Origin of the sequence: Shewanella sp. AS16 (assembly GCF_021412365.1) — a bacterium.
Taxonomy (GTDB): Bacteria; Pseudomonadota; Gammaproteobacteria; order Enterobacterales; family Shewanellaceae; genus Shewanella; species Shewanella salipaludis.
On record NZ_JAKCLK010000004.1, the window covers coordinates 182,157 to 207,212 of the forward strand.

25 protein-coding genes are annotated in these 25,056 nt (G+C 53.3%); 15 read left to right on the forward strand and 10 right to left on the reverse strand.

Annotated features, from left to right (window positions below):
* Positions 1-11: 11 nt before the first annotated feature.
* Positions 12-923 (reverse strand): ATP-binding cassette domain-containing protein, encoded by a 912-nt coding sequence (locus tag LZP73_RS12950; protein WP_234235428.1) that lies wholly within the window; start codon positions 921-923, stop codon positions 12-14.
* A 254-nt stretch (positions 924-1,177) separates the two neighbouring features.
* On the opposite strand from LZP73_RS12950, the gene LZP73_RS12955 reads away from it, so the two are divergent.
* Complete coding sequence (locus LZP73_RS12955; RefSeq protein WP_234235429.1) at positions 1,178-1,918, forward strand: LuxR family transcriptional regulator; 741 nt, start codon at positions 1,178-1,180, stop codon at positions 1,916-1,918.
* Here LZP73_RS12955 and LZP73_RS12960 read toward each other — a convergent pair.
* Complete coding sequence (locus LZP73_RS12960) at positions 1,915-2,865, reverse strand: hypothetical protein (RefSeq protein WP_234235430.1); 951 nt, start codon at positions 2,863-2,865, stop codon at positions 1,915-1,917. The two genes, LZP73_RS12955 and LZP73_RS12960, sit on opposite strands and share 4 nt — an antisense overlap.
* A 238-nt stretch (positions 2,866-3,103) precedes the next feature.
* Here LZP73_RS12960 and LZP73_RS12965 point away from each other — a divergent pair, with 238 nt between their 5' ends.
* A complete protein-coding gene (locus tag LZP73_RS12965; protein ID WP_234235431.1) occupies positions 3,104-3,697 on the forward strand; it encodes an acyl-homoserine-lactone synthase in 594 nt (197 codons plus the stop codon).
* A 446-nt stretch (positions 3,698-4,143) separates the two neighbouring features.
* Here the strand turns inward: LZP73_RS12965 and LZP73_RS12970 are convergent, their stop codons facing one another.
* Positions 4,144-5,061: a hypothetical protein gene (locus LZP73_RS12970; RefSeq protein WP_234235432.1), complete on the reverse strand. Its 918-nt coding sequence runs from the start codon at positions 5,059-5,061 to the stop codon at positions 4,144-4,146.
* Between the two features lie 10 nt (positions 5,062-5,071).
* The gene (locus tag LZP73_RS12975) at positions 5,072-6,361 is read right to left on the reverse strand and encodes a DUF6895 family protein (protein WP_234235433.1); all 1,290 of its coding nucleotides are present in this window, start codon (positions 6,359-6,361) and stop codon (positions 5,072-5,074) included.
* A 256-nt stretch (positions 6,362-6,617) separates the two neighbouring features.
* Here LZP73_RS12975 and LZP73_RS12980 point away from each other — a divergent pair, with 256 nt between their 5' ends.
* The 6 genes from LZP73_RS12980 to LZP73_RS13005 all read left to right on the forward strand — a co-directional run bounded on the left by LZP73_RS12980 (position 6,618) and on the right by LZP73_RS13005 (position 9,220).
* Positions 6,618-7,916 carry a DUF6895 family protein gene (locus tag LZP73_RS12980; RefSeq protein WP_234235434.1) on the forward strand — a complete coding sequence of 433 codons (1,299 nt, stop codon included), beginning with the start codon at positions 6,618-6,620 and terminating at the stop codon, positions 7,914-7,916.
* A 93-nt stretch (positions 7,917-8,009) separates the two neighbouring features.
* The gene (locus LZP73_RS12985) at positions 8,010-8,228 is read left to right on the forward strand and encodes a hypothetical protein (RefSeq protein WP_169565386.1); all 219 of its coding nucleotides are present in this window, start codon (positions 8,010-8,012) and stop codon (positions 8,226-8,228) included.
* Between the two features lie 24 nt (positions 8,229-8,252).
* Positions 8,253-8,471, forward strand: coding sequence for a hypothetical protein (locus LZP73_RS12990; RefSeq protein ID WP_234235435.1), 219 nt, complete (start codon positions 8,253-8,255; stop codon positions 8,469-8,471).
* 24 nt (positions 8,472-8,495) lie between these two features.
* Complete coding sequence (locus tag LZP73_RS12995; RefSeq protein ID WP_169565386.1) at positions 8,496-8,714, forward strand: hypothetical protein; 219 nt, start codon at positions 8,496-8,498, stop codon at positions 8,712-8,714.
* Positions 8,715-8,738: 24 nt separating this feature from the next.
* A complete protein-coding gene (locus LZP73_RS13000) occupies positions 8,739-8,957 on the forward strand; it encodes a hypothetical protein (protein ID WP_169565386.1) in 219 nt (72 codons plus the stop codon).
* A 56-nt stretch (positions 8,958-9,013) separates the two neighbouring features.
* Entirely contained in the window at positions 9,014-9,220 is a 207-nt protein-coding gene (locus LZP73_RS13005; protein WP_234235436.1) for a hypothetical protein, read from the forward strand.
* 197 nt (positions 9,221-9,417) lie between these two features.
* Here the strand turns inward: LZP73_RS13005 and LZP73_RS13010 are convergent, their stop codons facing one another.
* Positions 9,418-10,194 (reverse strand): phosphatase PAP2 family protein, encoded by a 777-nt coding sequence (locus LZP73_RS13010; RefSeq protein WP_234235437.1) that lies wholly within the window; start codon positions 10,192-10,194, stop codon positions 9,418-9,420.
* A gap of 238 nt (positions 10,195-10,432) precedes the next feature.
* Between LZP73_RS13010 and LZP73_RS13015 the strand changes: the two genes are divergently transcribed.
* From LZP73_RS13015 to LZP73_RS13040, 6 genes are all read left to right on the forward strand, one after another.
* Positions 10,433-10,912, forward strand: coding sequence for an aminoacyl-tRNA deacylase (locus LZP73_RS13015; protein WP_234235438.1), 480 nt, complete (start codon positions 10,433-10,435; stop codon positions 10,910-10,912).
* A 368-nt stretch (positions 10,913-11,280) separates the two neighbouring features.
* Complete coding sequence (locus LZP73_RS13020) at positions 11,281-13,458, forward strand: OmcA/MtrC family decaheme c-type cytochrome (protein WP_234235439.1); 2,178 nt, start codon at positions 11,281-11,283, stop codon at positions 13,456-13,458.
* Between the two features lie 58 nt (positions 13,459-13,516).
* The gene (locus LZP73_RS13025; protein WP_234235440.1) at positions 13,517-14,524 is read left to right on the forward strand and encodes a DmsE family decaheme c-type cytochrome; all 1,008 of its coding nucleotides are present in this window, start codon (positions 13,517-13,519) and stop codon (positions 14,522-14,524) included.
* A 40-nt stretch (positions 14,525-14,564) separates the two neighbouring features.
* Positions 14,565-16,685, forward strand: coding sequence for an MtrB/PioB family decaheme-associated outer membrane protein (locus LZP73_RS13030; protein WP_234235441.1), 2,121 nt, complete (start codon positions 14,565-14,567; stop codon positions 16,683-16,685).
* 34 nt (positions 16,686-16,719) lie between these two features.
* A complete protein-coding gene (locus LZP73_RS13035) occupies positions 16,720-17,319 on the forward strand; it encodes a c-type cytochrome (RefSeq protein WP_234235442.1) in 600 nt (199 codons plus the stop codon).
* A 56-nt stretch (positions 17,320-17,375) separates the two neighbouring features.
* Positions 17,376-17,948: a NapC/NirT family cytochrome c gene (locus tag LZP73_RS13040; RefSeq protein WP_442800743.1), complete on the forward strand. Its 573-nt coding sequence runs from the start codon at positions 17,376-17,378 to the stop codon at positions 17,946-17,948.
* Positions 17,949-18,019: 71 nt separating this feature from the next.
* Here LZP73_RS13040 and LZP73_RS13045 read toward each other — a convergent pair whose 3' ends face one another.
* Positions 18,020-18,697 carry a LysE family transporter gene (locus LZP73_RS13045; protein ID WP_234235443.1) on the reverse strand — a complete coding sequence of 226 codons (678 nt, stop codon included), beginning with the start codon at positions 18,695-18,697 and terminating at the stop codon, positions 18,020-18,022.
* Positions 18,698-18,866: 169 nt separating this feature from the next.
* Positions 18,867-19,709, reverse strand: coding sequence for an AraC family transcriptional regulator (locus LZP73_RS13050; RefSeq protein ID WP_234235444.1), 843 nt, complete (start codon positions 19,707-19,709; stop codon positions 18,867-18,869).
* A gap of 187 nt (positions 19,710-19,896) precedes the next feature.
* On the opposite strand from LZP73_RS13050, the gene LZP73_RS13055 reads away from it, so the two are divergent.
* Positions 19,897-20,940 carry an MBL fold metallo-hydrolase gene (locus LZP73_RS13055; RefSeq protein WP_234235445.1) on the forward strand — a complete coding sequence of 348 codons (1,044 nt, stop codon included), beginning with the start codon at positions 19,897-19,899 and terminating at the stop codon, positions 20,938-20,940.
* On the opposite strand, the gene LZP73_RS13060 is transcribed toward LZP73_RS13055, so the two are convergent.
* From LZP73_RS13060 to LZP73_RS13070, 3 genes are read right to left on the reverse strand one after another with little or no spacing between them, the layout of a single operon-like run.
* On the reverse strand, positions 20,937-21,464 hold the full coding sequence (locus LZP73_RS13060; protein WP_234235446.1) for a TlpA family protein disulfide reductase: 528 nt from the start codon (positions 21,462-21,464) through the stop codon (positions 20,937-20,939). The genes LZP73_RS13055 and LZP73_RS13060 overlap by 4 nt on opposite strands.
* Positions 21,461-22,699 carry an exo-alpha-sialidase gene (locus LZP73_RS13065; protein ID WP_234235447.1) on the reverse strand — a complete coding sequence of 413 codons (1,239 nt, stop codon included), beginning with the start codon at positions 22,697-22,699 and terminating at the stop codon, positions 21,461-21,463. The genes LZP73_RS13060 and LZP73_RS13065 overlap by 4 nt, the downstream gene beginning before the upstream one ends.
* Entirely contained in the window at positions 22,693-24,813 is a 2,121-nt protein-coding gene (locus tag LZP73_RS13070; RefSeq protein WP_234235448.1) for a TonB-dependent receptor, read from the reverse strand. Before LZP73_RS13070 ends, LZP73_RS13065 begins: the two co-directional genes overlap by 7 nt.
* Between the last annotated feature and the right edge of the window lie 243 nt (positions 24,814-25,056).

The window sequence follows — 25,056 nt, forward strand, 5'->3', positions numbered from 1 at the left end:
GACTCAACATATCAATGCACCTCGAGTGCATCGGCACGACTGAAACACAAGTAAGCATCTTCCAGATTGGGGGCAACCGCCTTAGCTGCAGACGTAGGTTGCACGTCGGCGACCACTCTTAGCGTCAGCCCCAGACTGTGACGCTCTACATCGCACACCATGAAATCCCGTTCGAAAGAGGCTAACTCTTGCTCGGCAATGGGGACTGACCAGACTTTGTTCGTCATAGCGCCAAGCAATTTTTCCGGGGTGTCGAACGCGGAGACATGCCCCTTATTCAACACCATAATCTGATCTGCCATAGACGCGATGTCGGACACTATATGGCTGGAAAGAATCACAATTTTACTTTGGGCCAGGTCGGTCAACAGCTTACGGAAACTCACCCGTTCGAGAGGATCCAGCCCCACCGTCGGCTCGTCGAGGATCACTATATCCGGCGTCCCCAGCAATGCCTGGGCTATGCCGACCCTTTGACGCATGCCTCCCGAGAAGGTTTTGAGTTGGCTATCCTGCACCTGAGTCAAATTCAGGCGCGCTAGCAAGTCGTCGATCTCTGATTCTATCTTCCTGTTCTCGACCCGCTTAACCGCCGCTAGATAGCGCAGGAATTGCCTGGGTGTCAGCTGTTCATATACGCCAAAGTGCTGGGGAAGCAGGCCCAGAGTCCGCCTTATGATGCCTGGATCAACCGTGGCATTCCGCTGACCCAGAGTAATCGCCCCCCGGCTTGGGCGTTCGAGTTGTGCAAGTAACCTAATCAGAGTGGACTTACCCGCACCATTGGAGCCCACCAACCCGGTAATGCCGGGTTTGAACACGGCGCTGGCTTGAGCCAAAGCAACGACATTGTTGCCGTATTCCTTATGCAAGCCATGAATTTCCAATCTGAGTTCTTCTTCGCGGCGAGAATTACCTTCCATATCATTGCCCCATACCACAATTGAGACTCTTAACCTACATGGAAACAAAGGAGCGGCTAAGTTGGCAGAAATGACAGTATCCCGCCTGCTATCCCATATGACTGGTACATCCTCTCGTCGCATCGATTGTATTTACATTAACATTTTGATAACTTAATCAATTGAATCGCATCATTCAGGTTGATCCCCATGGGGGCTGGCAGTAGCTGTCATGGAGCGCGAGTACAAGGATAGGCATAACAAGGATATTAACGATGCAGGTAGCACAATTTTACGAACTGACCGACAAACTCGCTGTTTGCAACAGCTTTGATGAACTTAAAGATTGTTGTGAACTATTCTGTCAGTTAACCGATATCCCCTACTATCTGATCGGTATCATAGGCCAGGAGTCATCCTATGCACCGACCATACGCCTACTGTCTAACTACCCGGAAGAGTGGCTGGCACGCTATTTCAAAGAAGGCAAGCAACAGGCCGACCCCGTGGTTAAATATATTATCCAGCACCAGTCTCCCATACGTTGGGACAAATTAATTGCGTCCGATAATTTTAATTCTGCTACGGGATTAAAGGTATTTAAAGATGCCGCCGAATATGGCTTATTCAATGGCATCAGTATTCCGCTGAAATCTTCTTCAGAAAATATTGCCGTATTCAGCATGGCCATAGGCAAAAGAACCGATGCCAATAGCATACTGGATAATGCCCAGATGTTCTGCCATACCTTTGCCACTCACTTATTCGAACGTTACCTGCTGATAGAGCTAAGCAATACCCCATCGGCCAAGACCGAGTTAACCAAACGGGAATTAGAGTGTTTGTTTTGGGCATGCGAAGGTAAAACAGCCTGGGAGATAGCACAAATAGTGGGCATATCGGAGCGAACCATCCTCTTTCATCTGAACAATTCCACCACCAAACTGGGCGCCGTTAACCGGCAACATGCCGTCGCACTGGCGATAAAGAAAAACCTGATTAAGCCCAATATTTAATTAAGCCTGCCCAGCTTTAACTTACTGAGGTTATCACAGACATACAGCCCTTTTCGGCGGGCATTTAATCTGATGCCATTACTGAATTGAGCACTGGAAAATATCTCCCACTCATCGGAAAGCAGCCTTATGGGCTGCTCATTGGGCAATCCCCGGCCCAGGCTCAAGTGATACACTATTTCATCCACCAAACCCTCTTTCACCAGGCTGGCAGCGAACGCCACCGAGGTCACCAGGACACAGCTCGTTTGCTTATTGGCGTAACCTTGGCTCAGCAGAGTCTTGGCCTCGTGCAAGTGCGACATAGAGTAAGGGGGCAAATCATGCCCCAGGTTATTGGTGAGCTTGTCCAGCGACGTGGGCATGGAGTGTGGCTGAGTCGCAATGAAGTGTGCCCCCTGAAACAAGTTCCGCAGATAATCCATTGCCCCAAATTCATGCTCAAAGGTCTCCAGTGAGCTTTCCCGCCCACATAGATCGGCAGAGGTAACACAAGTCACCCAGGGACGGTGCTTCTGCATATAGGTCTGCAAGGTCAGGTAAGAGCGGATCTCCAGCAACCAGCTGGGCAAGGGTACTATGTCAACTGTCGCTGGGGACAACAAGGGTTGCGGCTCAAAGGGCGCACACAAGTGCGCATCCAATTGCGGAAACAGGATTTGCTTAATTTGTCCTCTTATCGCCACATCCAGCAACACCTGGGAATCGACAAACAGCGGATTGGGGGGGGATGACAAATAGAGATCGGCCGCCTCGCCATAGACGTCAATATCCTCGAGTAAGGCATCGAGTCTTTCACCGTGCATACTGCCTCTGATCGCCAGCACCCGGCCATTACGGCACAACATCCATCCGACTCCGGCATTGGGCGATATGCTCGATGCCTTGTCCAGTACCAGCGCCATGTAATGGGAATGATCGACCCCATCATGCTTTCCAATCATCATGCTAAACCACATCGAATAAGATAATCACTTGGCAGATTATAGCCAGAGCATGACGAAGGCATCACTGTCAGATATGACTGGTTACCGGATATTAACTGTCAGTTTTTACAGTTGTATTAATTCAGTTTTAAGCTAATTAAAGGTGCCATATTCCCAGACTGTAAAATCTGATAGCTGAACAAGCATGAGCTCTTTGAATAGGATTTGAGTCCATCAAAAATCAAATGAGGCTCAAGCAATGAGAAACATACAAATAATCAAAGACCACAACATTTCAGATAACAAGAATGCTCTATTATTAGAAGAAATGTTCAGACTGAGAGGGGAAGTTTTTAACGAAAGACTCGGATGGGAAGTCAAAATATCAAATGGTTTGGAGAAAGATAATTTTGACAAACAAACTCCAAGCTATATTACCATGAGCAACAACAAAAATAACCTTATAGGTTGTTGGAGAGCCTTGCCGACAACAAACAAATACATGCTTAAAGATGTATTCCCACAATTATTGAGAGGGGAAACACCTCCGGAAGACAGCAATATATTTGAAATCAGCCGCTTTGCCATAAGTAAAAACAGGGATGGCAAGAATATGGCCATTGCCAGTGAAGATACCGCATCCCTGGTTCGTTCCTTCTACACTTTCGCCATAGAAAACAACATCACAGACTATGTACTGGTCACCACTGTCGCTTGTGAGAGAATATTGAAATACTTGGGCGTGACAATGCGCAGAATGGGAGATGGAAAATCGATGCAAGTAGGAATAGAAAAATCTGTCGCGTTGTGGATAAAAGTCGATGACAATTTGAATATAGGCCAACACCACTAGTACTCCAACCTCCCAGGGATATGGGGCCAACACTTATGTCAAGCTGGTCTGGCCTCTCCCTCCCCCACACTCTTACAACTATACCCCTGCACCAACAACACTCATAAAAACCGCAAAACTGCAGCCCCTAGTTTAAAACCAAATAAATATTAAACCTCCTATTTATGAGTATAAAGAAATAGACTACCAAGCCTTGAATTAAATGAATGAGATCCCACGCACAATTATTAATCCGAGCATCCATATGCAACAGAGTAATATCATTCAAGAGAGCAACAGGCATTAACCATAACCGTACCCAGCGGAACAGCACTAATTAACATCATTCCTAACGACACGGCTTTCCCGTTCCATGCAGGGAGCCCCTCCCGAATAGCAACTTAAAGCAACTGCCGGTGCATATAAGCAGAGTCAGAGCGGGAACGGGCGTACGGCTCCCGCAGTGATCAACTTGTCTTGAATGGTAACAAGAGTGGTTCCGCATTCATTAGCGACTCCTGCTGCATGGCTTCATTGTCTTGGTAGCGACTAATCAAGGCACTGCGCACCCATAGACTCACTATAGTCAAGACTATTGCCTTGGCTTCGAGGCTGGAACCCGCATTCTCAGCCACCAGGAAGAGATTGCCTGAGCCTGCAATATACACCCCCAAGGCAATGGCCGTAGGCCAGACACTGATATTATCCACCGCCAACCCCGCCATGACATAACTGACCCCAATACAGATCAGTGGAAAGTACACAAATGCGGTCAAGTAGGGAGACTCGACATTATAGTAACCCGTCACATGCAGAGGAATGAAACATATGCCTATGAGCAAGCCGATGAAAATCGGCGCCTTGTGTATGCCCATCAGCGCCGCCAGCTGACGATAGAGTACGCCTCGCCAACAGGCTTCAAAGCCTACGACAAAGATCAAACTGGCCAACATCCCGGCAATCACCATGGTCAACATGATATTAATGGTAAACAGTAGATATCCCTGAGGATCATTACCCAGCAGCAATGCAACACCATAGGGCGATACCTCTTTGGCTGTTATGTCAAAATAATAGGCCTGTACATTCAACTGCCCAAGATCCCATAGATACAACACGGCTTGCTCGGCGCCCAGCAACAGAAGACCCGACAACAGCCCCAAAAGGGTCCACTTCAGGCTCAAAGAAGTCAGACTCCTGCGCATGATGCGCCTGGCTGTGTCGCCGTTGAGCAAGCAAGCTATGACAGGTACCCAGAGAGTAGCGAACAACAACCAAAGCCCTATGCCCGAGTATTGAAAAAAATAAGCACCGAGCTGCGTCGCAAAGCTCAAGGCTATGACTGTGGCTATGAGTAGGTTGAACTCTTTAATTGATAATTCCATGACTGCCTCCTCAAGCGATAACAGACTGTAATTTTGGCCAATCGATCTGCCTATACACCTGACTGAGTGGCAGCTGAATCGCATCTTTGGCGGCCTGCCAATCCTTTCCCTTGGCACTTAAGGTGCAATATTCATCGTAGTAAAAGCCTATGCTGCCATCCGCTTGTTTCTGTTCCTCGATGAAATCTATGGATAGCCCCAGCAAATGCTCCAACTCCAGCTCTTTGATATCGGGAAGATGCTGTTCGAGTGTCTTGAGCACGGTCAAGGCCAAGGGCAGATTGTAATCATGCAGCAATCTTAGTACCTGGCCACAGCCGTAAGCAGCAAAATGCTGTAAACTGGGCCCTTCCTGCCAGATATCCTGTAGATGTGCAGCCGCTAACCTAAATGCCATTCCGGCAACCAGCATGGTGTGGTAATGCTTGACCCAAGTCTGAAAGCCCTGACTAGACTCCTGCAGCAGCTCGAAGCCATCCGGGGTTCCGGGACCCGGCACTATGCAGCCATCGAGTAAGTTTTTCTCTACCAGTTCCAGTGCGTATTGCAGATGCCACTTCTTGCATAAACCAGTAAGTATCAGGCACATCAGCAACTCTAAGGCCAGATCCAGATTGTTATTCGCCATATAGCGCACAAACAAGCCTTCCAACGCCTGTAGATGTGAGCGATCAAACTCGGGATTCAATCCCAGGAAATCCTGCCCTTGTTGCATCCCCGTCAAATAAAATATGTTATGGGTCAAGGCATAAGCCTGAGTTTCATCGGCCATGATGAGATCCGGCAGTCTCTGTATATTGGTAAGAGCCATGACGTCATCTGCCGCATAAGGCATTTTCGCCAAGTCGTAAATGCGGGCAAAAAACAAATTATCCAACAATCTGAAGGGTGGCATTTCAATTGACCGTAAATGCCTGGATTGATAAGTGCCTTCAAAGTATTGATCCAGCTTGCTATTACTTCTCCCAAGTGACTTAGCTACCGCAACGGGGAAAGCATACAAGCCATAAGTTGCCGGATTACGGTGAGCCAGCTCAAGATAAGCCGATGACGACAAGACTTGCCAATAATGTTGCTGGAGCAGAGTCGGACCAGAAAAAGCCGGATATTTATCTGCAACATAGAGATATAAACCAGCCTCACCGAAGGCCTTGCGACGATAGTCAATCGCCTTGGGGCTGTCTGTCACTGTTGGTGTGAAGCATTCAACATGCTCATCCAACCATAGGTTGATATTGCTTATTCTTTCCCCCAAATAGTCCCTGGCCACCTGCTGACACCCAAAATCATGTTTTTGCATACACATTTCCTCGACAAATAAAATAAATGCTATCTCATCCCTGAAGTTAATTAACTGTTATATTTGCCAGCTAATATTGAAAACTTAAAAAAACTGCAACATCTATCAGGTTTATAAATTCCCTCTTGAAACTCACCCTTAAATCAAATTCACTCTAGAAAACCCAAAAGCATCAGAACAGATACATTTGACGAAGAATACACGACGAGTGACTACCTGATACTTTTTGCAGTTAATCTAAATCAAAAAATAATGAATGATTGAGCCACTTGAAAATTGGAGAAAGCAAATGACTTGCGTTAATCACTATCAAAATTTCATCAATGACAGGATTAAGGGCATAGACCTATGGCTCGACAACCACAAAGAATTCTTCAATCCATATAATATTTCCGATAAGGATACGACTTTCCTCTACCGGAAATCATTCTGCGAATATTCACTTTACTTATATGTGTGCGATAAACACGAGATTAAAGACAAGAGTCATGCACTGAAGACACAATTCCTGAACCATCTGAACGATGACAGGTTTCTTCAACTAGCCAAGCGCCACAGAGAACTGTTCCTGGCATTCGGCTTGCCCATCGCCATAGCTAAACATCTCTATGGTGTTACACCACCGCTAAGCGAATACTTCACCAAGGAACTGAACTCACAGCACTCCCGCTCTCTCGAACTGGTACCTTTCAGGATGATGGATTATGTGTTTGCGGCCCAGATATTCGGTGACATAGAGCACATATTCCCGGTGAACAAGCTTAGCAAGATGTCCAATTATTACCGCCTTCCAGATCCTATCCTGGCGGATGAATCACAGGCTTATGCACTGACACACAACATATTTTATCTGACAGGCATGCAGAGAAGAGCGGATTTTCTAGCCCTGAATGTTGATTTCGACCACGGTGTCAACAAGGTGCTGGAGGCCCTGTTGCTGAAGTACATCGCCAAGAAAGACTTAGACTTATCTCTGGAATTGCTGGCTTCTCTGGCCTTGATTGGACACTGCAAGAAATGGCATATCGAGCTGGTGTTCTCGGCAATAACTCAGTCCATGGAAAACGACGATGTGATCCCTGGGCCGGTGGGCCGTATAGGAGATGATGTAAGGGCATTACATGGTGATAAGTTCCATCATTGGGCAAAGAATTATCACACCATGCTGGTTGCTGCCATGTGCCTACGTATCATCAACGACCAACTGTCAGACATAACAGCTGACGAAAGCATATTCGACCTAGGTACACTCAATTCGCTTGGTCACATGCAAAGGCTAGCTGCCGAGTATAATTTGCCTTTATTACTCGCATTATTTAACTCCATTGAAAATGAGGGCGAAATAATTAACAGCATGGGACTAGGCCATATAGTCAACAACACCAAGAGTTTTATCGATTCCCAGAGAAGAGAAGATAGCTACCTGGGTTATTTTCATGATGAGAAAGGAAAACACAAAGAGAATCAGCACAAATTCGAGAATTCAGTACTAGCGTCAATTAAAAAAATCGACCAGTGCATCAATTGGAATAAATTGACATTCAATGAGCACTAATATGATGGGCCTTAGGACAATTACCTTAATTATTCTGAGTCGTAAAACCTAGCGGTAAATTTACATAAGTTATATCAACAAAGGAGCAATACCATGCAAATGAACTTCGAAACCCAGGGCGTTAACTTCGTAGCCTTAACCGACTATGTCCTCATCTATGATGCCAAAGCCATCGGCGATCTGACTGCCGCGGTCAACAGCGATCTGATGAACGTGCTGGCCGAAAAGCTGGACCCCAGCATACTGGATGCCGCGCATCAGGCCGCCAGCACTGTCAGCGACATAGCCAACAGCGTTTCTACCCTAAGCTAATCAACCCATAACAGGAGCAATACCATGCAAATGAACTTCGAAAGCCAGGGCGTTAACTTCGTAGCCTTAACCGACTATGTCCTCATCTATGATGCCCAAGCCATCGGCGATCTGACTGCCGCAGTCAACAGCGATCTGATGAACGTACTGGCCGAAAAGCTGGACCCCAGCATACTGGATGCAGCGCATCAAGCCGCCAGCACTGTCAGCGACATAGCCAACAGCGTTTCTACCCTTAGCTAATCACCCCATAACAGGAGCAAGAGCATGCAAATGAACTTCGAGACCCAGGGCGTTAATTTCGTTGCCTTAACCGACTATGTCCTCATCTATGATGCCAAAGCCATCGGCGATCTGACTGCCGCAGTCAACAGCGATCTGATGAACGTACTGGCCGAAAAGCTGGACCCCAGCATATTGGATGCCGCGCATCAAGCCGCCAGCACTGTCAGCGACATAGCCAACAGCGTTTCTACCCTTAGCTAATCAACCCATAACAGGAGCAAGAGCATGCAAATGAACTTCGAAACCCAGGGCGTTAACTTCGTAGCCTTAACCGACTATGTCCTCATCTATGATGCCAAAGCCATCGGCGATCTGACTGCCGCAGTCAACAGCGATCTGATGAACGTACTGGCCGAAAAGCTGGACCCCAGCATACTGGATGCCGCGCATCAGGCCGCCAGCACTGTCAGCGACATAGCCAACAGCGTTTCGACTCTAAGCTAAATCCCCCATGCGTGAATCGGCGGCGTTTGCCGCCTTTATTTAACAAGGAGTTTCACTTGAAAGGTACTACTTTTGAAATCAATGGCGTACACATCTACTCCATGACCAACTACTACTTCATAGTCAAAACTGAAGAAATCGATACTATCACATCTGTGCTCAACCATGATTTATTGGGGCATCTATCCGATAAGATCGACCCTTCCCTCCTGGAAGTAGCCCACAACGTATCAGATATCATCAGCTCGACAACTGTCGCTTAATACCAGCTGCAGCGATAAGAGCAAGACGCGCTTGTCGCCCCCAATATGATCATGATGGGGCGACAAACACTCACTCCAGAGCCACCCATTACTAAAAAAATCAATTTATTTCAAAAATCTATGCATGAGTTCCATTGGCCGCAGTTACGGCCGGCTCGATCTCAAGCCATAGACGCAAAACACCTATTGGTATTTCCCTATGCGAGACTTAAGGTCTCCCGCGATGACAGCCGAGCGGCTCTGATGAAAATCACATAATAGAGCAGGCTGGCGACACTCCAGGCGATGGCCAGGCTGGTGAGATCGTGGGACAGGAAATGGGCCCCCCTCAATTCTTGCCCCATGGCGAATACCAACCCCATTCCCAAACCAAGGGCAAAACCCTGCCAGCGCAACCTGGGCACACAGGCCAGGGCGAAATAGTACAAGGCAATCCAGGCGAAGCCGCCACTGGAATGGCCGCCGGGAAAACACTGGCCGAATTCGGCACCGGGCGCCAGCGGCTCAAACAAGCTGCTATAGGCAAACTTGCCGCCAAAATCGGTCAGATCCCAGGGACAACTGATATGGCTCAGATTTTTTCCTATTCTAACCAACACCAGAGTCGTCACCACACTGGCGAGCAAATACCAGAGGCCGCGCCGAAACGGCCTCATGGTTGCGCTGAAATAGCTGCCTATCAGGCTGGCAATCACAGTCACCCCCAATAAGATCACCAAATTCCGCCCACCCGTATGGATCAGGGTATCTGTCCACCAGACATTTCTCAGCGGCCAATGCGCCACGCCACCCTCGAGCCGGAATAACCATTGGGACAATGCCATATCCAAACCAAAGACTTCCAACCAGGCCAGCAGCAGCAGAAATACCATCAGGGGCAATCCCAGATGAAAGGCGAACCAGGATGGCTGGCACTCACAACTGAAGGAGACATTTTTCTGCCACATGGCAGGCTTGGGATACACATTTTCCATAAAGCGCCAACAACCTCGGCATCATAAATATAGTGATTAATTATGGCAGCCAATTCTTATGACAAACTTAAAATATGACGGCCAAACACAGGTGGGGCCAGGTGGCCTTGGCTTATTCAGAGTCAAATATACCGGCCCCAGCGTCTCAGCAATTTACCTCAAACCCCCACGGCAGCATCTCGGTCGAGGAGGGATAAACTATAATTTAAGAGTCAAACATGATTGATGAGGTGTAATTATGAGCATGTCGACACGATTAACTAACTACCTCAAAGATAAGAAGGTGGATTACGAACTGGTGCAGCACACTCACTGCCTCAATTCCCTGAGTTCGGCCATCGCCGCCGATGTACCTGCGATGCAGGTCGCCAAGGCGGTAATCCTGGAAGATCACGAGGGCCGCAAGCTCATGGCCGTGCTGCCGGCGATCAACAAGATCAGCCTGAGCATACTCAGTGACAGCCTCAACCGCGGCCTGCACCTGGCCAAGGAACAAGCCGTCTACCCTATGTTCGACGACTGTGAACACGGGGCCATTCCCCCCGTTGCTGCCGCCTACAACATGGATGTCGTCTACGACGATCTCCTGCTCCAGTCCAAAGACATCTACTTTGAGGCCGGCGATCATAGCCATCTGGTACACGTAAGCCACAAGGACTTCTCTAAGCTAGTCAGCGGCGCCAAGCACTTGAGATTCAGCCACGAAGTATTCCACTGATCCTCGCCTGAGGTTAAGAGAAGCCGGCAACAGCAGCCCGTGCACTAACGGACTGCTGTTGCATCCATTCCCGGCCCGCTGCCGATCCGGGAGAGGCCCTTCGATCCCTGGATGGCCCCTGCCATAAATACCCACACAGATTGACTAATTTTGTGTATTTAATGCACTAGATCAAAACAATGTAAAAAAAAACTGACTAAACTGAATCTTGGCCAAGCTCTTGATCAAGCTATGGTTCAAGCTATAAATAAAGCTATGGCTCGAACCCCAGCCCGTCTGGGCGAGCCGCCCGATGCCTGAATCGAGCGATACCAAAATCGCCCAGCCATCATAATTGAACGACTGACGTTACCAAGGGAGCCGGGAACATGAAGCGCACATTATTATTGGGACCCATGGGCAGACTAGCTGCTCTCCTCACTTTGCTTGTCCTCTTCGGTTGCAGTGACGGTAAAACCGGTCCTGCCGGTCCAGCAGGCCCTGAGGGCCCGGCGGCACCGCCTCCCATAGAAGTCTCCAAAAATCCGACCGCCTTGGTGCCGACTATCACCTCTGTCACTATCAACAGCGCGCCCGTCGTCGAGTTCAATGTGGTCGATCAGGATGGCTTGCCCTACGTCGACCTGCCCTCCATCAGCTTCACCTTGGCGAAACTGCTCCCGAGCAAGAATGGTGACTCCAGTGCCTGGCAGAGTTATATCAACAGGACAGAGGCACCCAACGGCGTCGGCCCTGGCACCCAGGAAACCATACAGGCCACGTCCGACAGCGGTGGCACCCTGGAAAACCACCAGGATGGCAGTTACACCTATACCTTCGGCACCGACATCACGGCGATCACCAGCCCCCTGGCTGTGGCCTATGAACCTGAACTGACCCACAGGCTGGGCATGCAACTCAGCGGCAGCAATCAACCCGTCGCCAACACAGTGTTCGACTTTCGTCCTGCGGATGGCGAAACCATGGGCCTGGACAGCCGGGAAGTCGTCAAGATTGAAAACTGCAACTCCTGCCACGGCAAGCTCGCGCTCCACGGTGGTGGACGCATAGAGACCAAGCTGTGTGTGACCTGTCACAATCCGGGTTCGACGGATGCCAACAGCGGCAACACTGTCGATTTCAAGGTGATGATCCATAAGATCCACAGAGGTGAAGCGCTTCCCTCCGTCGTCCAGGGGGGAGAATATGCCATCTATGGTTACAGGAATACCAAACACGACTATTCAGACGTGGCCTTACCCCAGGACATTCGCAATTGCAGTAAATGCCATGACGCCAGTGATGCGGCGACTCCGGAGGCCATAGGCTGGCAGGAGCGGCCAACTATCCAGGCCTGTGGCTCCTGCCATGACGACGTCGACTTCGCCAAGGGCGTCGACGGCGGCCATCCAGGCGGCGTGATGACAGACAATGCCGATTGCACCGTCTGCCATAAGGAAGGAGGCTTCGCCGGCAGCATTGCCGCGTCCCATGCGACCCTGAATGCCGATGCAGCCAAAGATTTCAAATGGAATATCCTGAATGTCAGCAACACGGCGCCGGGAAATTTCCCGACCGTGACTTTCTCTGTGGTCAACCCCAACCAGGATAACGCCAGCTATGATATCAAGACCCACCCGGCATTCTCGAGCGATGCCCGTCTGTCTATCGATCTGGCCTGGGATACCAAGGATTACCACAACACGGGGTCGGGTTCCGGCGCGGCCAATGTCATCTCCTTCAATGCCCTGACGACAGCTGTGGCCAACACCGATGGCAGCTTCAGCGCCACCTCGACCGTGGCCCTGCCGGCGACGGCGGTTGGCACAGGTGCTGTCGCCATAGAGGGGCGTCCCGCCGCCGACTTCGACGGCGACAATGTCTACAGCGACAGGTTGCCGGTGAAGAGCGAGGTGAGCTTCTTCCCCATCACAGACTCGGCCGCGATCCCCAGACGCCAAAGCGTCGATAACGCCAAATGCAACAATTGCCACCAGCAACTCAGCCTGCATGGCGGCTCCCGCAACGGCGAAGTACAACTCTGCGTCATGTGTCACAACCCCAATAACACGGATATCAGCAGACGTCCGGCCGATCCCGCCATGGCACTCGACGGCTTGAAGGAACGCTCGATCGACTTCAAACGCCTGATCCACGGCATACACGGCGCCGCCAAACGCGAGAATGACTTCATCGTCTACGGCTTTGGCAACTCGGTACACAACTTTGGTGAGGTGCGCTTCCCCGGTATCATCAGCAATTGTGAGACCTGTCATGTCGACGAGGCTTACAAGCTGCCGCTGGCACCCGGCGTGCTGGCTTCGACCCTGGATACAGGGCCACTGCTGGCGGATCCCAGCGATGATGTCAATGTGAGCCCCAGCGCCGCAGTCTGCTCCTCCTGCCATGACTCCATCCTGGCCAAGGCGCACATGACCCAGAATGGCGGCGCCTCCTTCGATACCAGCCAAGCGGATATAGATAATTTCAGCGTGATCGAAACCTGCCAATATTGTCATGGTGCCGGCGGTATCGCGGATGTCAAAACCGTACATAAAATCCAATAACTAAAACGGAGAGGTTCGGGGCTGCTCCATGGCCCCGAACCGAATTTCAGGGGATGATATGGTCAAGTCTTCATATAACAGATTGCATTCATTTAGGTATCTCAGGTTGGCGTTGCTTTCCTGTTGCCTCCAACTGCCGCTTGTCGCCACAGTGGATGCCGCGGAGCCACAGGCGTCCCCGGCATCGACCCTGGAGCTGAAACAGGCGGCCGACTACTCCAAGGACGGGGCCGACACTTGTCTGCGCTGCCACGACGAAGACTCGGCTTTCCCCGTGCTGAGCATTTTCAAGACCAAGCATGGCTCCAGGACAGATCCCCATTCCCCCCTGGCCCAATATCAATGTGAGAGCTGCCACGGTCCCGTGGGCGAGCATGGCAAGAAACGTCTCAGGAAAGGTGAAACCCGCGAGGCGATGATCACCTTTACCAGGGGCAATGAGATCTCCGTTGCCGAAAAAAATGCCATCTGTACCAGCTGCCATGAGCAACTGGATAAGCGCCATTGGGCGGGCAGCAGTCACCAGACCGGCGAGGTCGCCTGCAGCGATTGTCATAAGATACATGTGAAAGAAGATCCCATCCGCCTCAAGCAACTGCAAGTTCAGGTGTGCGGCAGCTGTCACCAGGCCGAGAAACTGGCGAGCAAACGTTTCTCTACCCACCCGCTTGAATACGGCCAGATGGGCTGCACCGACTGCCACAGCCCCCACGGCTCGAACGCTGACAAACTCCTGGTGGCAGACACCATTAACGATACCTGCTTCGGCTGTCATGCCGAGAAGCGCGGCCCCTTTGCCTGGGAACACGAACCCGCCAGTGAGAACTGTGCCCTATGCCACAATCCCCATGGCAGCAATCAGCCGGCCATGTTGACCCAAAAGGTGCCCTTCCTATGTCAAAACTGCCACAGTTCCGCGGGGCACCCCAGTCTGGCTCAGGACAGCAGCAGGTTGAGCACGCCTTATGCTTCTTCCTCGGCATTGCTGCTGGGCAGGAGCTGTACCAACTGCCATAGCAGTATTCACGGCAGCAACCACCCCTCGGGAAGTCGATTTCAACGGTAATAGATGACGCTATGACGCAGCATTCATTAGGCAGGGTTTTATGAACAAAATAATCTGCATACCCAAGATAACAGTGTTAATCATGAGCGCGCTGATGCTCACTTGCCTGAGCCAGGCCCGGGCCCAGGGGCTGGGGTTCGAAGGCGACAAGCGCGCCGAGGTCAAGCTGGAGGATTGGCAATGTGAATATTGCCCCAAGCCGGAAGAATGGGACATGAGTCTGGCGGTCCATTTTGGGGTAACAGACGAAGAGGTTTACCGCTTCGCCAACTACACGGGTCTGGACCAGCAATCCCAGCTGTTTTTCAGCGGCGATATCAGGATGCAGGCAGAGGATGGCCACTACTGGAGCACACATTTTCGCAATCTGGGACTGGATTCACTCGCGCTCGACTCAGCCTATGGCAAACAGGGCAGCTACCGGCTCGGCGTAGATTATCTGGCCATACCCGTCCGAAAGTATGCGCATCAGCTGACCCCCTACAGCAACAAAGGCGGCGTATTACAATTGCCCGGCGATTGGCCAACGAGTGCCGATGCCAGAGACTTCGCGGATCTGAGCCTATACCAGCCCCTGGCAACGGGCACTGACTGGAAACGCCTGGGACTGGAACTGAGCCTCAATGAAGACGACGACTTCAGTTTCGACAGCCGTTATCAACGCTGGCATAAGACGGGTACCCTGGAATATTCGGCGGCGCAGCTGCTAAACGCCAGCTACCTGCCCTTGCCCGTGGATCAGACCATCCAGGATTTAAGCGCTTCGATGAGCTATAACAGGGAGTCTTGGTTGTTGTCCCTCTCGGCGGCATTTTCACGCTTCGACAACGAGCTCGATAGCCTCAGGTTCGCCAACCCCTATGAGCCCCTGGCAACAGGTGCCGACAGCGGCCGGTTAGCCTTGGCGCCGGATAACAACGCCCTGAAACTCACTCTCCACGGCCAATACAGATACGCCAGAGGCTCTTTCGTCAAACTCAACTATGTCTTTGGCAAGCTGACCCAGGATCAGGCCTTCGTGCCCTACACGGACAATGCCAACTTGCTCACGGCCCTGCCACAGACGGATCTCGAGGGTAAGGTCAATACCTCGGATCTGACGGCACAACTCAACCATAGATGGGATAGTGCCTGGGCGGTCAGAATAAAATACCGTTATCGTGAACGTGACAATAAGACGGCTCCCCTGTTGCTGCGCCCCGTCATCTCGGACGTGTATGTCGCCGACGCACTCATGACCCTGCCCTACGACTACAGCACGAGATCCGCCAGTGCGACCCTGGAATACCGGCCGATGGCGGGGCATTTGCTGGACTTGGGTTATAAGAACGAAGAAAAAGAGCGTAACCTGCAAGCCGTGCATAACACCAACGAAGCCGGCTTCAACGCCAACTATGCGGCAACCTTTTCCCCCGAATGGATGCTGAAACTCGGTGGCGAGCGCCTCAATCGCGACAGCAGTACCCCGGAGCGACTGGACTTCCTCGGGGTCGAGGAGAATCCCCTGATGCGGCGCTTCAATGTCGCCGATCGGCAGCAAGACAGCGCCAGGCTGCAGCTCTTTTACACGCCATCCGAGCAAGTATCCGCCACTGTCTCTGGGCAATATTCCCACCAGGACTATGTCGCCAGTGAGTTGGGGCTGAAGGACAATAAGCTGCACAATGCCAACCTGGATCTCAGCTGGCACCCAAATGAGACCTTCGACATCAGCCTCTTTCTGCAGCAGGAAGACATAAAGACCCGCCTGGCCGGCAGCGACGACTTTTCCGGCCCGCGCTGGCAGGCACGCAATCAGGACAAGATCACCAGCTATGGTGTCAGCCTGGCGCTGCGCAAGTTGCTGGATGACAAGTTGAGCCTGTTCATCAATTTCGACCGCGCCGATGCCCATACCTATATACGTCTCGACCAGACGGGAGGGAACGATGCCTTGCCGACGATCGCCAGCCTTTGGAGTCATGGGGAGCTGAAAATGCTCTATCAATATTCCACCCATACAGAGCTGAGCTTCAGCTACCAATACCAGGCCTTCGACAGCGCAGATTTCGCCATAGATGGTGTGGCACCGGGCAGCCTGCCCAACCTGCTCACCTTCGGCACCTCGAGCAACAACTATAATGTCAGCTATGGCTTAGTGTCTGTCGGTTATAAATTTTAACCAATATTGCCCTAGAGGCTACACCCGAGGAATCATGATGAAAACCTTACTCCCCCTGCTCGTCCTGCTGTCTTGCAACGTACTGGCCAACGATTTACCCGAACATATTGCCGTCTGTGCCGACTGCCATGGCGATAAGGGGATCAGCAGCGAGTCGGATGTACCGACCATTGCCGGCGCATCGGATGTGTTCATTTCAGATTCACTGTTCGCCTACCGCGAGGGGGAACGTATTGCCGTCGAATCCAAATACCGTCAAGGCGATACCTCCCGCCCCGCCACCGATATGCAGAAAATCGCCAAGGAGTTGAGCGAGGAGCAGATAGCCGACATCGCCGGTTATTTCTCGCAACAGAAATTTATCGCGGCCAAGCAGCCATTCGATCCCGGATTGGCCGCCCAGGGAGAGAAGATCCACACCTTCAAGTGCGCCAAGTGCCATGAAGATGGCGGCAGCTCGGCTGACGATGATGCCGGCATACTGGCCGGGCAATGGACGCCCTACCTGAAGCAGGCCTTCAAGCTCTACCGCAGCGGCGAACGTGTGATGATCGACAAGATGAAAGTCAAGATGGAGCAACTCGATGACCAAGAGGTCGAGGCCCTGCTGCATTACTACGCCAGTCAACAATGAACATCAGCCAACAGCAAAGTCTGGCATAAGCCGGATAAGGAACCGCCATGGGCACAATCAGAACTAAGTGGCAAAGGCTCTGGGTCGTGAGTCGCAAAAAATGGATGTTGGGATTGCCCCTGGGGGCATTGCTGATGTTTGGCGCCGGGATTATCTTCTGGGGCGGCTTCAATACAGTGCTGGAACTGACCAACACAGAGGCCTTCTGTATCAGCTGCCATGAGATGGAAGATACTGTGTATCAGGAGTACAAGGATACGATACACGCCAAGAACAATGCCGGCGTCAAGGCCTCCTGTCCCGACTGTCATGTGCCCAGGCCCTGGATCCATAAGGTCGCCAGGAAGATACGCGCCAGCAACGAGGTCTATCACAAGTTGCTTGGCTCCATAAATACGCCGGAGAAATTTGAGGCGAAACGCGCCGAACTGGCACAGCATGTCTGGGATACCATGAAGGCCACCGACTCCAGGGAGTGCCGCAACTGTCATAGCTTAAGCGCCATGTCACTGGAGACCCAATCCAAACAAGCCAGGAAGAAACACGATCCCAAGCGACTGGCCGAGCGGGGAGAGACCTGCATCGACTGCCATCAAGGCATAGCCCATAAGCTGCCGGAAGACGTTTGATCCCGGGCGGCTTCAGGTGCGGCAGAGAGAGGCCAAGGCGTACGCTTAGCGAAAGCCTCTCGCCGTGAACCTTAGCCCAGCAAGCCATAGATGATCGCCGCCGCGACCGTGATGAAGATGACCCCTATGATGCCGTCTATAACAGGCATGAACCTCTCCAGGCCCAACTGCACCCTGGGGTTGGACAAGACCAGGGCCAGGAAACCGAACCAAGCCAGAGACAACAGCAACAACAGCAGCGCCGCCGCCATCTTGGTATCGGCCTTGACCTCTGGGGTGATCAAGGCCGAAAACAGGGTTAAAAAGAAGACCAGCGCCTTGGGATTGAGCAAGTTGGTATAGAGGCCGGCGAAGAAGCCCTGGCGGCGGCTCATGGGCCGGACGTGGGCGAGAGGCGCAGGCGGCGCGGCATGCTCAGCCGCCGCGGGATTGGCGGGCCTAACCCCGGCAGATGAGACCCGGCGCACCACAGAGCTCAAGGCGCCAACGCCCATCCAGGCGAGATAAGAGGCTCCCCCCAGCTGCACCGCCAGATACAAGAAGTGCGAGCTCTTGATCAGCAGGCTGACCCCGGTCAGGCTGAGGGTAGTATGCACCAGGATAGCCAGGGAAATGCCGACCGCGGTCGCGAGCGCCGTGCTCCTGAGTTGCTGGGTGGCAATCTTGACCATGATGGCAAAGTCCGGCCCGGGGCTTATCAGGGCGAGGCTGTGGATCACCCCCAGGGTAAGCAATAACGACAAATCCATAACGACTCCGGTTCATTTAGTTATCCCGGCCAGGGATGGCGGGGCAATAGTGCAGCTGAGCGAGCACGAGCATGTGCAGCATCCAGGATGAGACCGAGTATCCCAGAGACGCGCCGACCGGGCTTGTATTAAATTGCAGCCATGTACCGCATCTGCCGGCGCGACATAATCACAGCATGCGTTGCTGAAACTGCCTGGGCGAGACCAGAAAGGCCTGCTTGAACGCCTTGTTGAAGTGACTCTGATCGAAGAACCCCACCTGCTGGGCCACCTGGCCCACCCTGTCTCCTTGCATCAGGGACTTCTTGGCGTATTCCAACCTCAGACGTTTGAGGTAGGCGTGGGGCGTGATCCCTGTGCTGTGTTTGAACTGGCGCAAAAACTGAAACTTACTCAAACCCACCTCGGCCGCCAGCGTCTCCAGCTGGTAATTTTGCCAGGGTTCATCATGGAACTGCTGTTTGCACAGGGCGAGCTGCGACTCGGATAAGCCCGATGCCTTGGATGTCTGCCGCCGTGGCCCGCCCAGGTGGCGCTGCAATGTCAGTTGCACGAAGTTGAGCAGATGGGTTTGCGCCGCCAGATTGGAGCTATGCCCCTGGGTCAGGAGCCAATGCAAACGAATGAAATACTGATACAGCTGTGGGTCTTCGACCATGGGCGCCTCGAAATGGACCCGGCCCAGGCCCAGCTCCCCACTCAGCGTCTGCATCATGCTGTATGGGAGCGACATCACCTTGACATGATAGCCCTCTTCCCCGAGGCTCTGACCGTCGTGGGTTTCATCCGGATTCAGGGTCGATATTCCCTGTTGCCCCAGCCGGTAACTGCAGCCTCTGTGGATGAAGCCCTGACCGCCGCGGGTCACCACCCCAAGGTGGTAATCCAGATGCACATGCTTATCGAAACTGAACTGCCGCAGATCGGCCTGGCTCAGCGCTATGCCGGCGAGCCCTGGGTGGTGCCAATAATCTATGTGTTCTGTATGCATGGCAGTATGAAATAACGACATTTATCCCATTCTAACGCCCAAGACGAATGGCGGAATAGTAAATAATTGCAGTGCGCCCGCCATGGGGATGCGGCCCGCATGCAGCCGACATCAAGGCGCCAGATGCCATAAGCTGCCTGGCGGCATCCTTCGGCGTTTCTGTTGCTATAGTGAATAAAGTCGTCCGCAACGAGATAGAGGCCGAAAGATGGAGATGATTTTTCATCAAATAAGAACCGAGCAAGGCTGCCAGTCTTATATGCTGGGCTGCCCGCGGCAATGTGCGGCCATCATAATAGATCCCGAGATCAGCCAGCTGGCGCACTACCAGGGGCTGGCGTCCCAGGATGGGCTGACACTCAAGTACCTGCTAGATACCCATACCCATGCGGATCATTTCTCCGCCGGCAAGCGCATGGCGGCCAAGCTGGGGGTACCGCTGGTCATGCATGACCTCAGCCCGGCCCCCTTCGTCGACATCCGCGTCGACGACGGAGAAATGCTCCTGGTGGGGGATCTCAGGCTGAGGATAATGCACACCCCGGGCCATACCGCGGACTCCATCTGCGTCATCATGGAAGACAGGGTCTTTACCGGCGACACCTTGCTCATAGGCGGCACAGGCAGGACGGATCTGCCGACCGGCAACCCTGAGCAACTCTACGACAGCCTGTTCAACGCCCTGCTCAAACTGGATCCGGCGCTCCTTGTCTACCCGGCCCATATCTACTCGGAACGAACCCATTCGACCCTGGGCGAGGAAATCGCCACCAACCCCAGATTGCAGAAAAAACAGCGCGATGAGTTTGTCGCCCAGATGCGGGCGCTGGATCTCAAGATGCCGACCCACCTCACCGAAGCCCTGCGCACCAACCTCAGTGGGGGCAAGACGGTCAACCAACTCATCAACGAGGCGGCCCAGAAAATTTCCTTCATGTCCCAGGCCGAGGTGTTGCAGCGTATCCAGTCGGCGACGGCGGATCTGCTGCTGCTGGATGTGCGTGAGCGGGCGGCCTTCGATGCAGGCCATATTCCCGGCGCCATTAACATTCCCAGGGGACAGCTGGAATTGCGGGTCAACGAGCTGCTGCCGGATCCCACCAAACGCGTCCTGCTCTATTGCGAGTTCGGCAAAATATCCACCCTGGCGGCGGCGACACTCAAGGACATGGGCTTCAATCATGCCATAGCACTCGATTCCGGCATCCGCAGCTGGCAAGCGAGTGGCTATCCCATTGAGACAGACGCTTAACCCTGCCCGGCCGCAGGTGCAGGTACAACATGAGTATCATTGACACCGCCCGGCACCAGCCATTGGCGGATCTGTGCGGCCTCAAGCAGGCCGCTGCTGCCGCGCCAATGACCCAGCTCATCGACAAAGTAACTCCTGGGCAATTCACCATACCAGCCCGAATCGAGTACATAGCGACTCTGCGCCGCCAGGCCATCGGCAAAATACAGGTGCCGGAAACCACTCAGCTCAAACTGGGCCAAACGTTGCTGCCGCTCGGGCTCCAGTTCATCGTCGGCATCTGTATTGATGAAGACCAGCGCCAGGTTTTCATACCTGCGTTGCAGCGCCGCTATCTGACTCAGCTCTTTGAGACAGGCAGGGCAATCGAGCGACCAGCATAACACCAACCAACGTTGCCCCAGGTGTGCCTGTTTCAGCTGTGCCAAGGCGGCGGCATCCAATCGCGTTTCCGCCAGTTCCGTCTTGGCCGCCAAGGGGGCGGCGACCAAGAGCAGCAGAGAAAGCAGCCAACGTAGCGTCATAACAATTCTCCGATGAAATGCCCAATCCCAGGGCGTTGCCATGAAACCAGGGCCCTGTCGGCATGAGTGATGACGAAGGGCCTGTCGCTGCCGCTGTCCGACTCGGCCAGGCGCTGTGGCGCAAGGAAATGTAGCCCTGCATCCAGGGATCTTTGGTGCATCAGCCTATGGCGTTGGCCGTCAAACTCGGTCCACACAAGATCTACTATGCCGCCATGCACCGCCAGATGCGGATGTGACGCCTGCCGCACCATGCTGCCCATGGCCTGGGGCTGACTGATACTTGCTCCCTGATCGTCCGAGTAGGCGTAGAAGATCCCCTTGCCGGCCTCACCCGCATTGAACCACACCAGGTGATAGCGGTTGCGCTCATCTATGTCCAAGGCGCCACCCTGATGGGGGCAACCCTCTATGCGCCATAGATCCCTGGAGACCCGCTTGATGCCTTCGTCTTCGGCTTGCAACGCCGCCGCATTCAGCGTCTTCAGGGCGAATTCGCGCAGATTGTCGTCATAGAGGTGTCGCCACAACAAGGCCAGCTCCTGCTTGGCATTGACGCCCAGCGCCAGGCGACAGCACTGGCAGGTGCCGCTGACCACGCGCCGGTTGGCGAAGCCGGTGTCCCCGTCTCCGGGCGTCGCCTGCGCCAGATAGATGGCCGAGCCGGTTGGCATAGTGCCGCCTTGGGCCAGCAGCTTATCTCTGCTGTCCAGCCACACCAGGCTGACTCTGCCCCCGGCGTCGACGCGCATCTCGTTGAAGCTATGACCGGCCAGCAACTTATCGTCATTGACTGTGACCGGCGGGCTGAAGTGTTTCCCGCCATCGAGGGAATAACTGAACCTGATGTCGGCACTGTAGCGCTGCTCCCTGGGCGTGGCCCAGGACAGGTAGAGTCCATCCTGGCCATCGAAGCCGAGTTTGGGTCGGTTCTCGCCCCGGGTGGATACGGCTTCGGCAACTGTGTTGACCCGTATCTTGGGAGCGAAGGTTTTCCCCAGATCCGTCGACTTCTCCAGATAGAGACCGGCACCCAGGGTCCAGGTGCGCCACAGCACGCCATGCGCATCGAAGGCACTGGTGATGGTAGCGGCACACCTGGCCTCGATCGCCTGGCACTTCCCCGGCGGTTCCTGGGACGGGGAAGGTGCATGCCCAGTGGCGGCGAAACCGCTCTGGCTGAGCAACAAGGCGCCGGCCAACAGCCAACCAAACTGCAGCGGATGTTTTACCATTGATAGTCCACTCCGACATAGAAGGTGCGTGGCGCACCCGGGTTGATGTTGGCCTTGCCATAACTCAGGCTCGCCGATTGCACATAGTCGTTGTCCGTTAGGTTCAGCACCCTGGCATGGAACGACAGCTTGGCATTGGCCTTGTAATGCAGCTTAAGATTGATGACCTCATAACCCTCGGCCCGGCGGCTGTTGGCATCGTCCATCCAATAGTCTCCCGTAGCTTGCCATTCGGCCATCAGGGTCAAACCCTGGACAGAGGCGGGCGAATATCTGCCGCGGACATCGACTATGTATGCCGGCGCATTCATCATTTCGTTACCGGAAAAACCTTGATACTCATCGAACTCATGCCGTGACTTGCTATAGGCAAAAGTGAAGTTCAGGGACTCACTCGCCTGCCAGTCGCTGGCGACTTCGACTCCCTTATGGATCACTCGGGTCGCATTCACCAGATAGCGGAAACCTGCATCCTCATCGAACGCATTGACTATGCCATCGTCGACATCCATGTAATACAGGGCCAGATCTAAGGTTAAGGTCTCGAAGTTCGCCTTGTAACCCAGCTCATAGGTGTCAGACACCTCGGGCTTCAGCTTGGATAGCCCCTGCTCGCTGTCTTTGGTGCTGATATGGTACAGGCTGCTGGCCGTGGGTAGGCGAAAGCTGTTGGCATACCTCAGGTAGAGGCTGCTATCCCCGAATAACTGGTAATTCAGGCTGGCCTTGGGGCTCAGGTGACTGAAGCTATCCGAGCGGTCATGCAGGCTCAACTTGCCATGACCTATGTCTCCGAACCTCCCTAAGTCGTTGTTGAAATCATAGGCGGCATGGTCATAGCGCGCCCCCAGGGTCAAGGTCAACCTCTGGGTCAGCTGACGTTGGTGCTGCAGGTAGGGAGACACGCCCAGGTAATCCGTGCTGTCATCATAGAATTGTTCCCCGGCAACAAACTCGTCCGCCCCCCGGCCCTGAATGCTGACATCCAGAGGCTGATATGAATGTTCCTCGCCGATGGAATATTCGAGATCGACCCCGACCGTGGTCTCGCTGTCGTCTGGGTGCATGAAGTTGGCCAGCGCCAGCACCCCGACAGAGTTCACTTCGGTGGCAACCTGGGGCATGTTGGCATTCCAGGTAGCGGTATAGTCATTGGTGTTGTGGCGCAGGTATCCTATCAGTGAGTAGCGATCGTCACCGGACAACTTATCCCACTGGCTCGACAGGCGGGCATATTGGCTCTTGCGCCTGGGGTCTATTGCCAAGACCTCATCCGACAGCCCTGAGTGGCTTCTGTCCAAGGCATACTCTTGCTCGGTTAAGCCGGCGGCCATCTCCTGATCCAATTGGGAAGCGCTAAACAGGGTGACCAGGCGTTGGTCGTCACTCAATTCATACTCGTGGCGCAGGTTCAGCTCGGCCCGCTCTGAGGCGGTATGCCGGCGCCAGCCCTCATTGCGAAACACTGAACCTGAGACCCGATAGCCATGCTCGGCATTGACTCTGTCCGAGTAGCTGAGCTGCAACTTCTGATATTCATCCTCCCCCAAGACCAGGCCGGCATTCGTCTTGGTGTCCTGGCCGACACCCTCGGAGATCACATTGATAGTGGCGGCGACCGCGCCCGAACCATAGAGGGCTGTGCCTGCGCCCTTGAGCACCTCCATGCGGCCAACATTGGAATTAAAGCTGGACCACCAGAGGCCATTATGGTTGAAGAAGGCCGGTGATTGAATGGGGATATTATCCTGCAAATACAGATAATAACCGCTGGTGTTGACCGGCATGCGAATGGCCGTCTTATGCCCTTGGCCCCCGGCAATTTGTTCTATCAAGACCCCGGCCAGGCTATTCAAGGACTCGGCCGGATGCTGGCCATTATCGAGCGCCAGTTCGGCCTTGCCGACACTGTGCACCGACATCGCCAGCTCTGTATCCACGTTTGCCTTACGATTCGCTGTGATACTGATGCGCTCCATCGCACTGCCGAGTGTCGCCGACGAGGCCAACAGGGCATCGTCGAGAGCATCATCCCGGGAGGCGCCATCCTGCGCCTGACTGAGGGATGATGTCGCCATCAAGGCAAGACTTAATACTGAAGCTAATTTATTCATGGAATGCATTACCTTTGAGAGTGTGGCGGCATTGTAACTGGCTGCAAGTGCCCGGGAGTGCGACAAAATGTCACACTCGGCATCAATTGATGCCTTTGTTTGATCTGGCTCAATTTCCCCTGCCGCGGCGAGAGCTGGGCGGCCGAAAAAGCCCGCAACCGCGCATAACAAGCCGAAAAAACTGTTGCATATTTGGCCACCCGAATGCGACCGTGAGTAGGTTAAAGGTATAGAGGCGGGTAA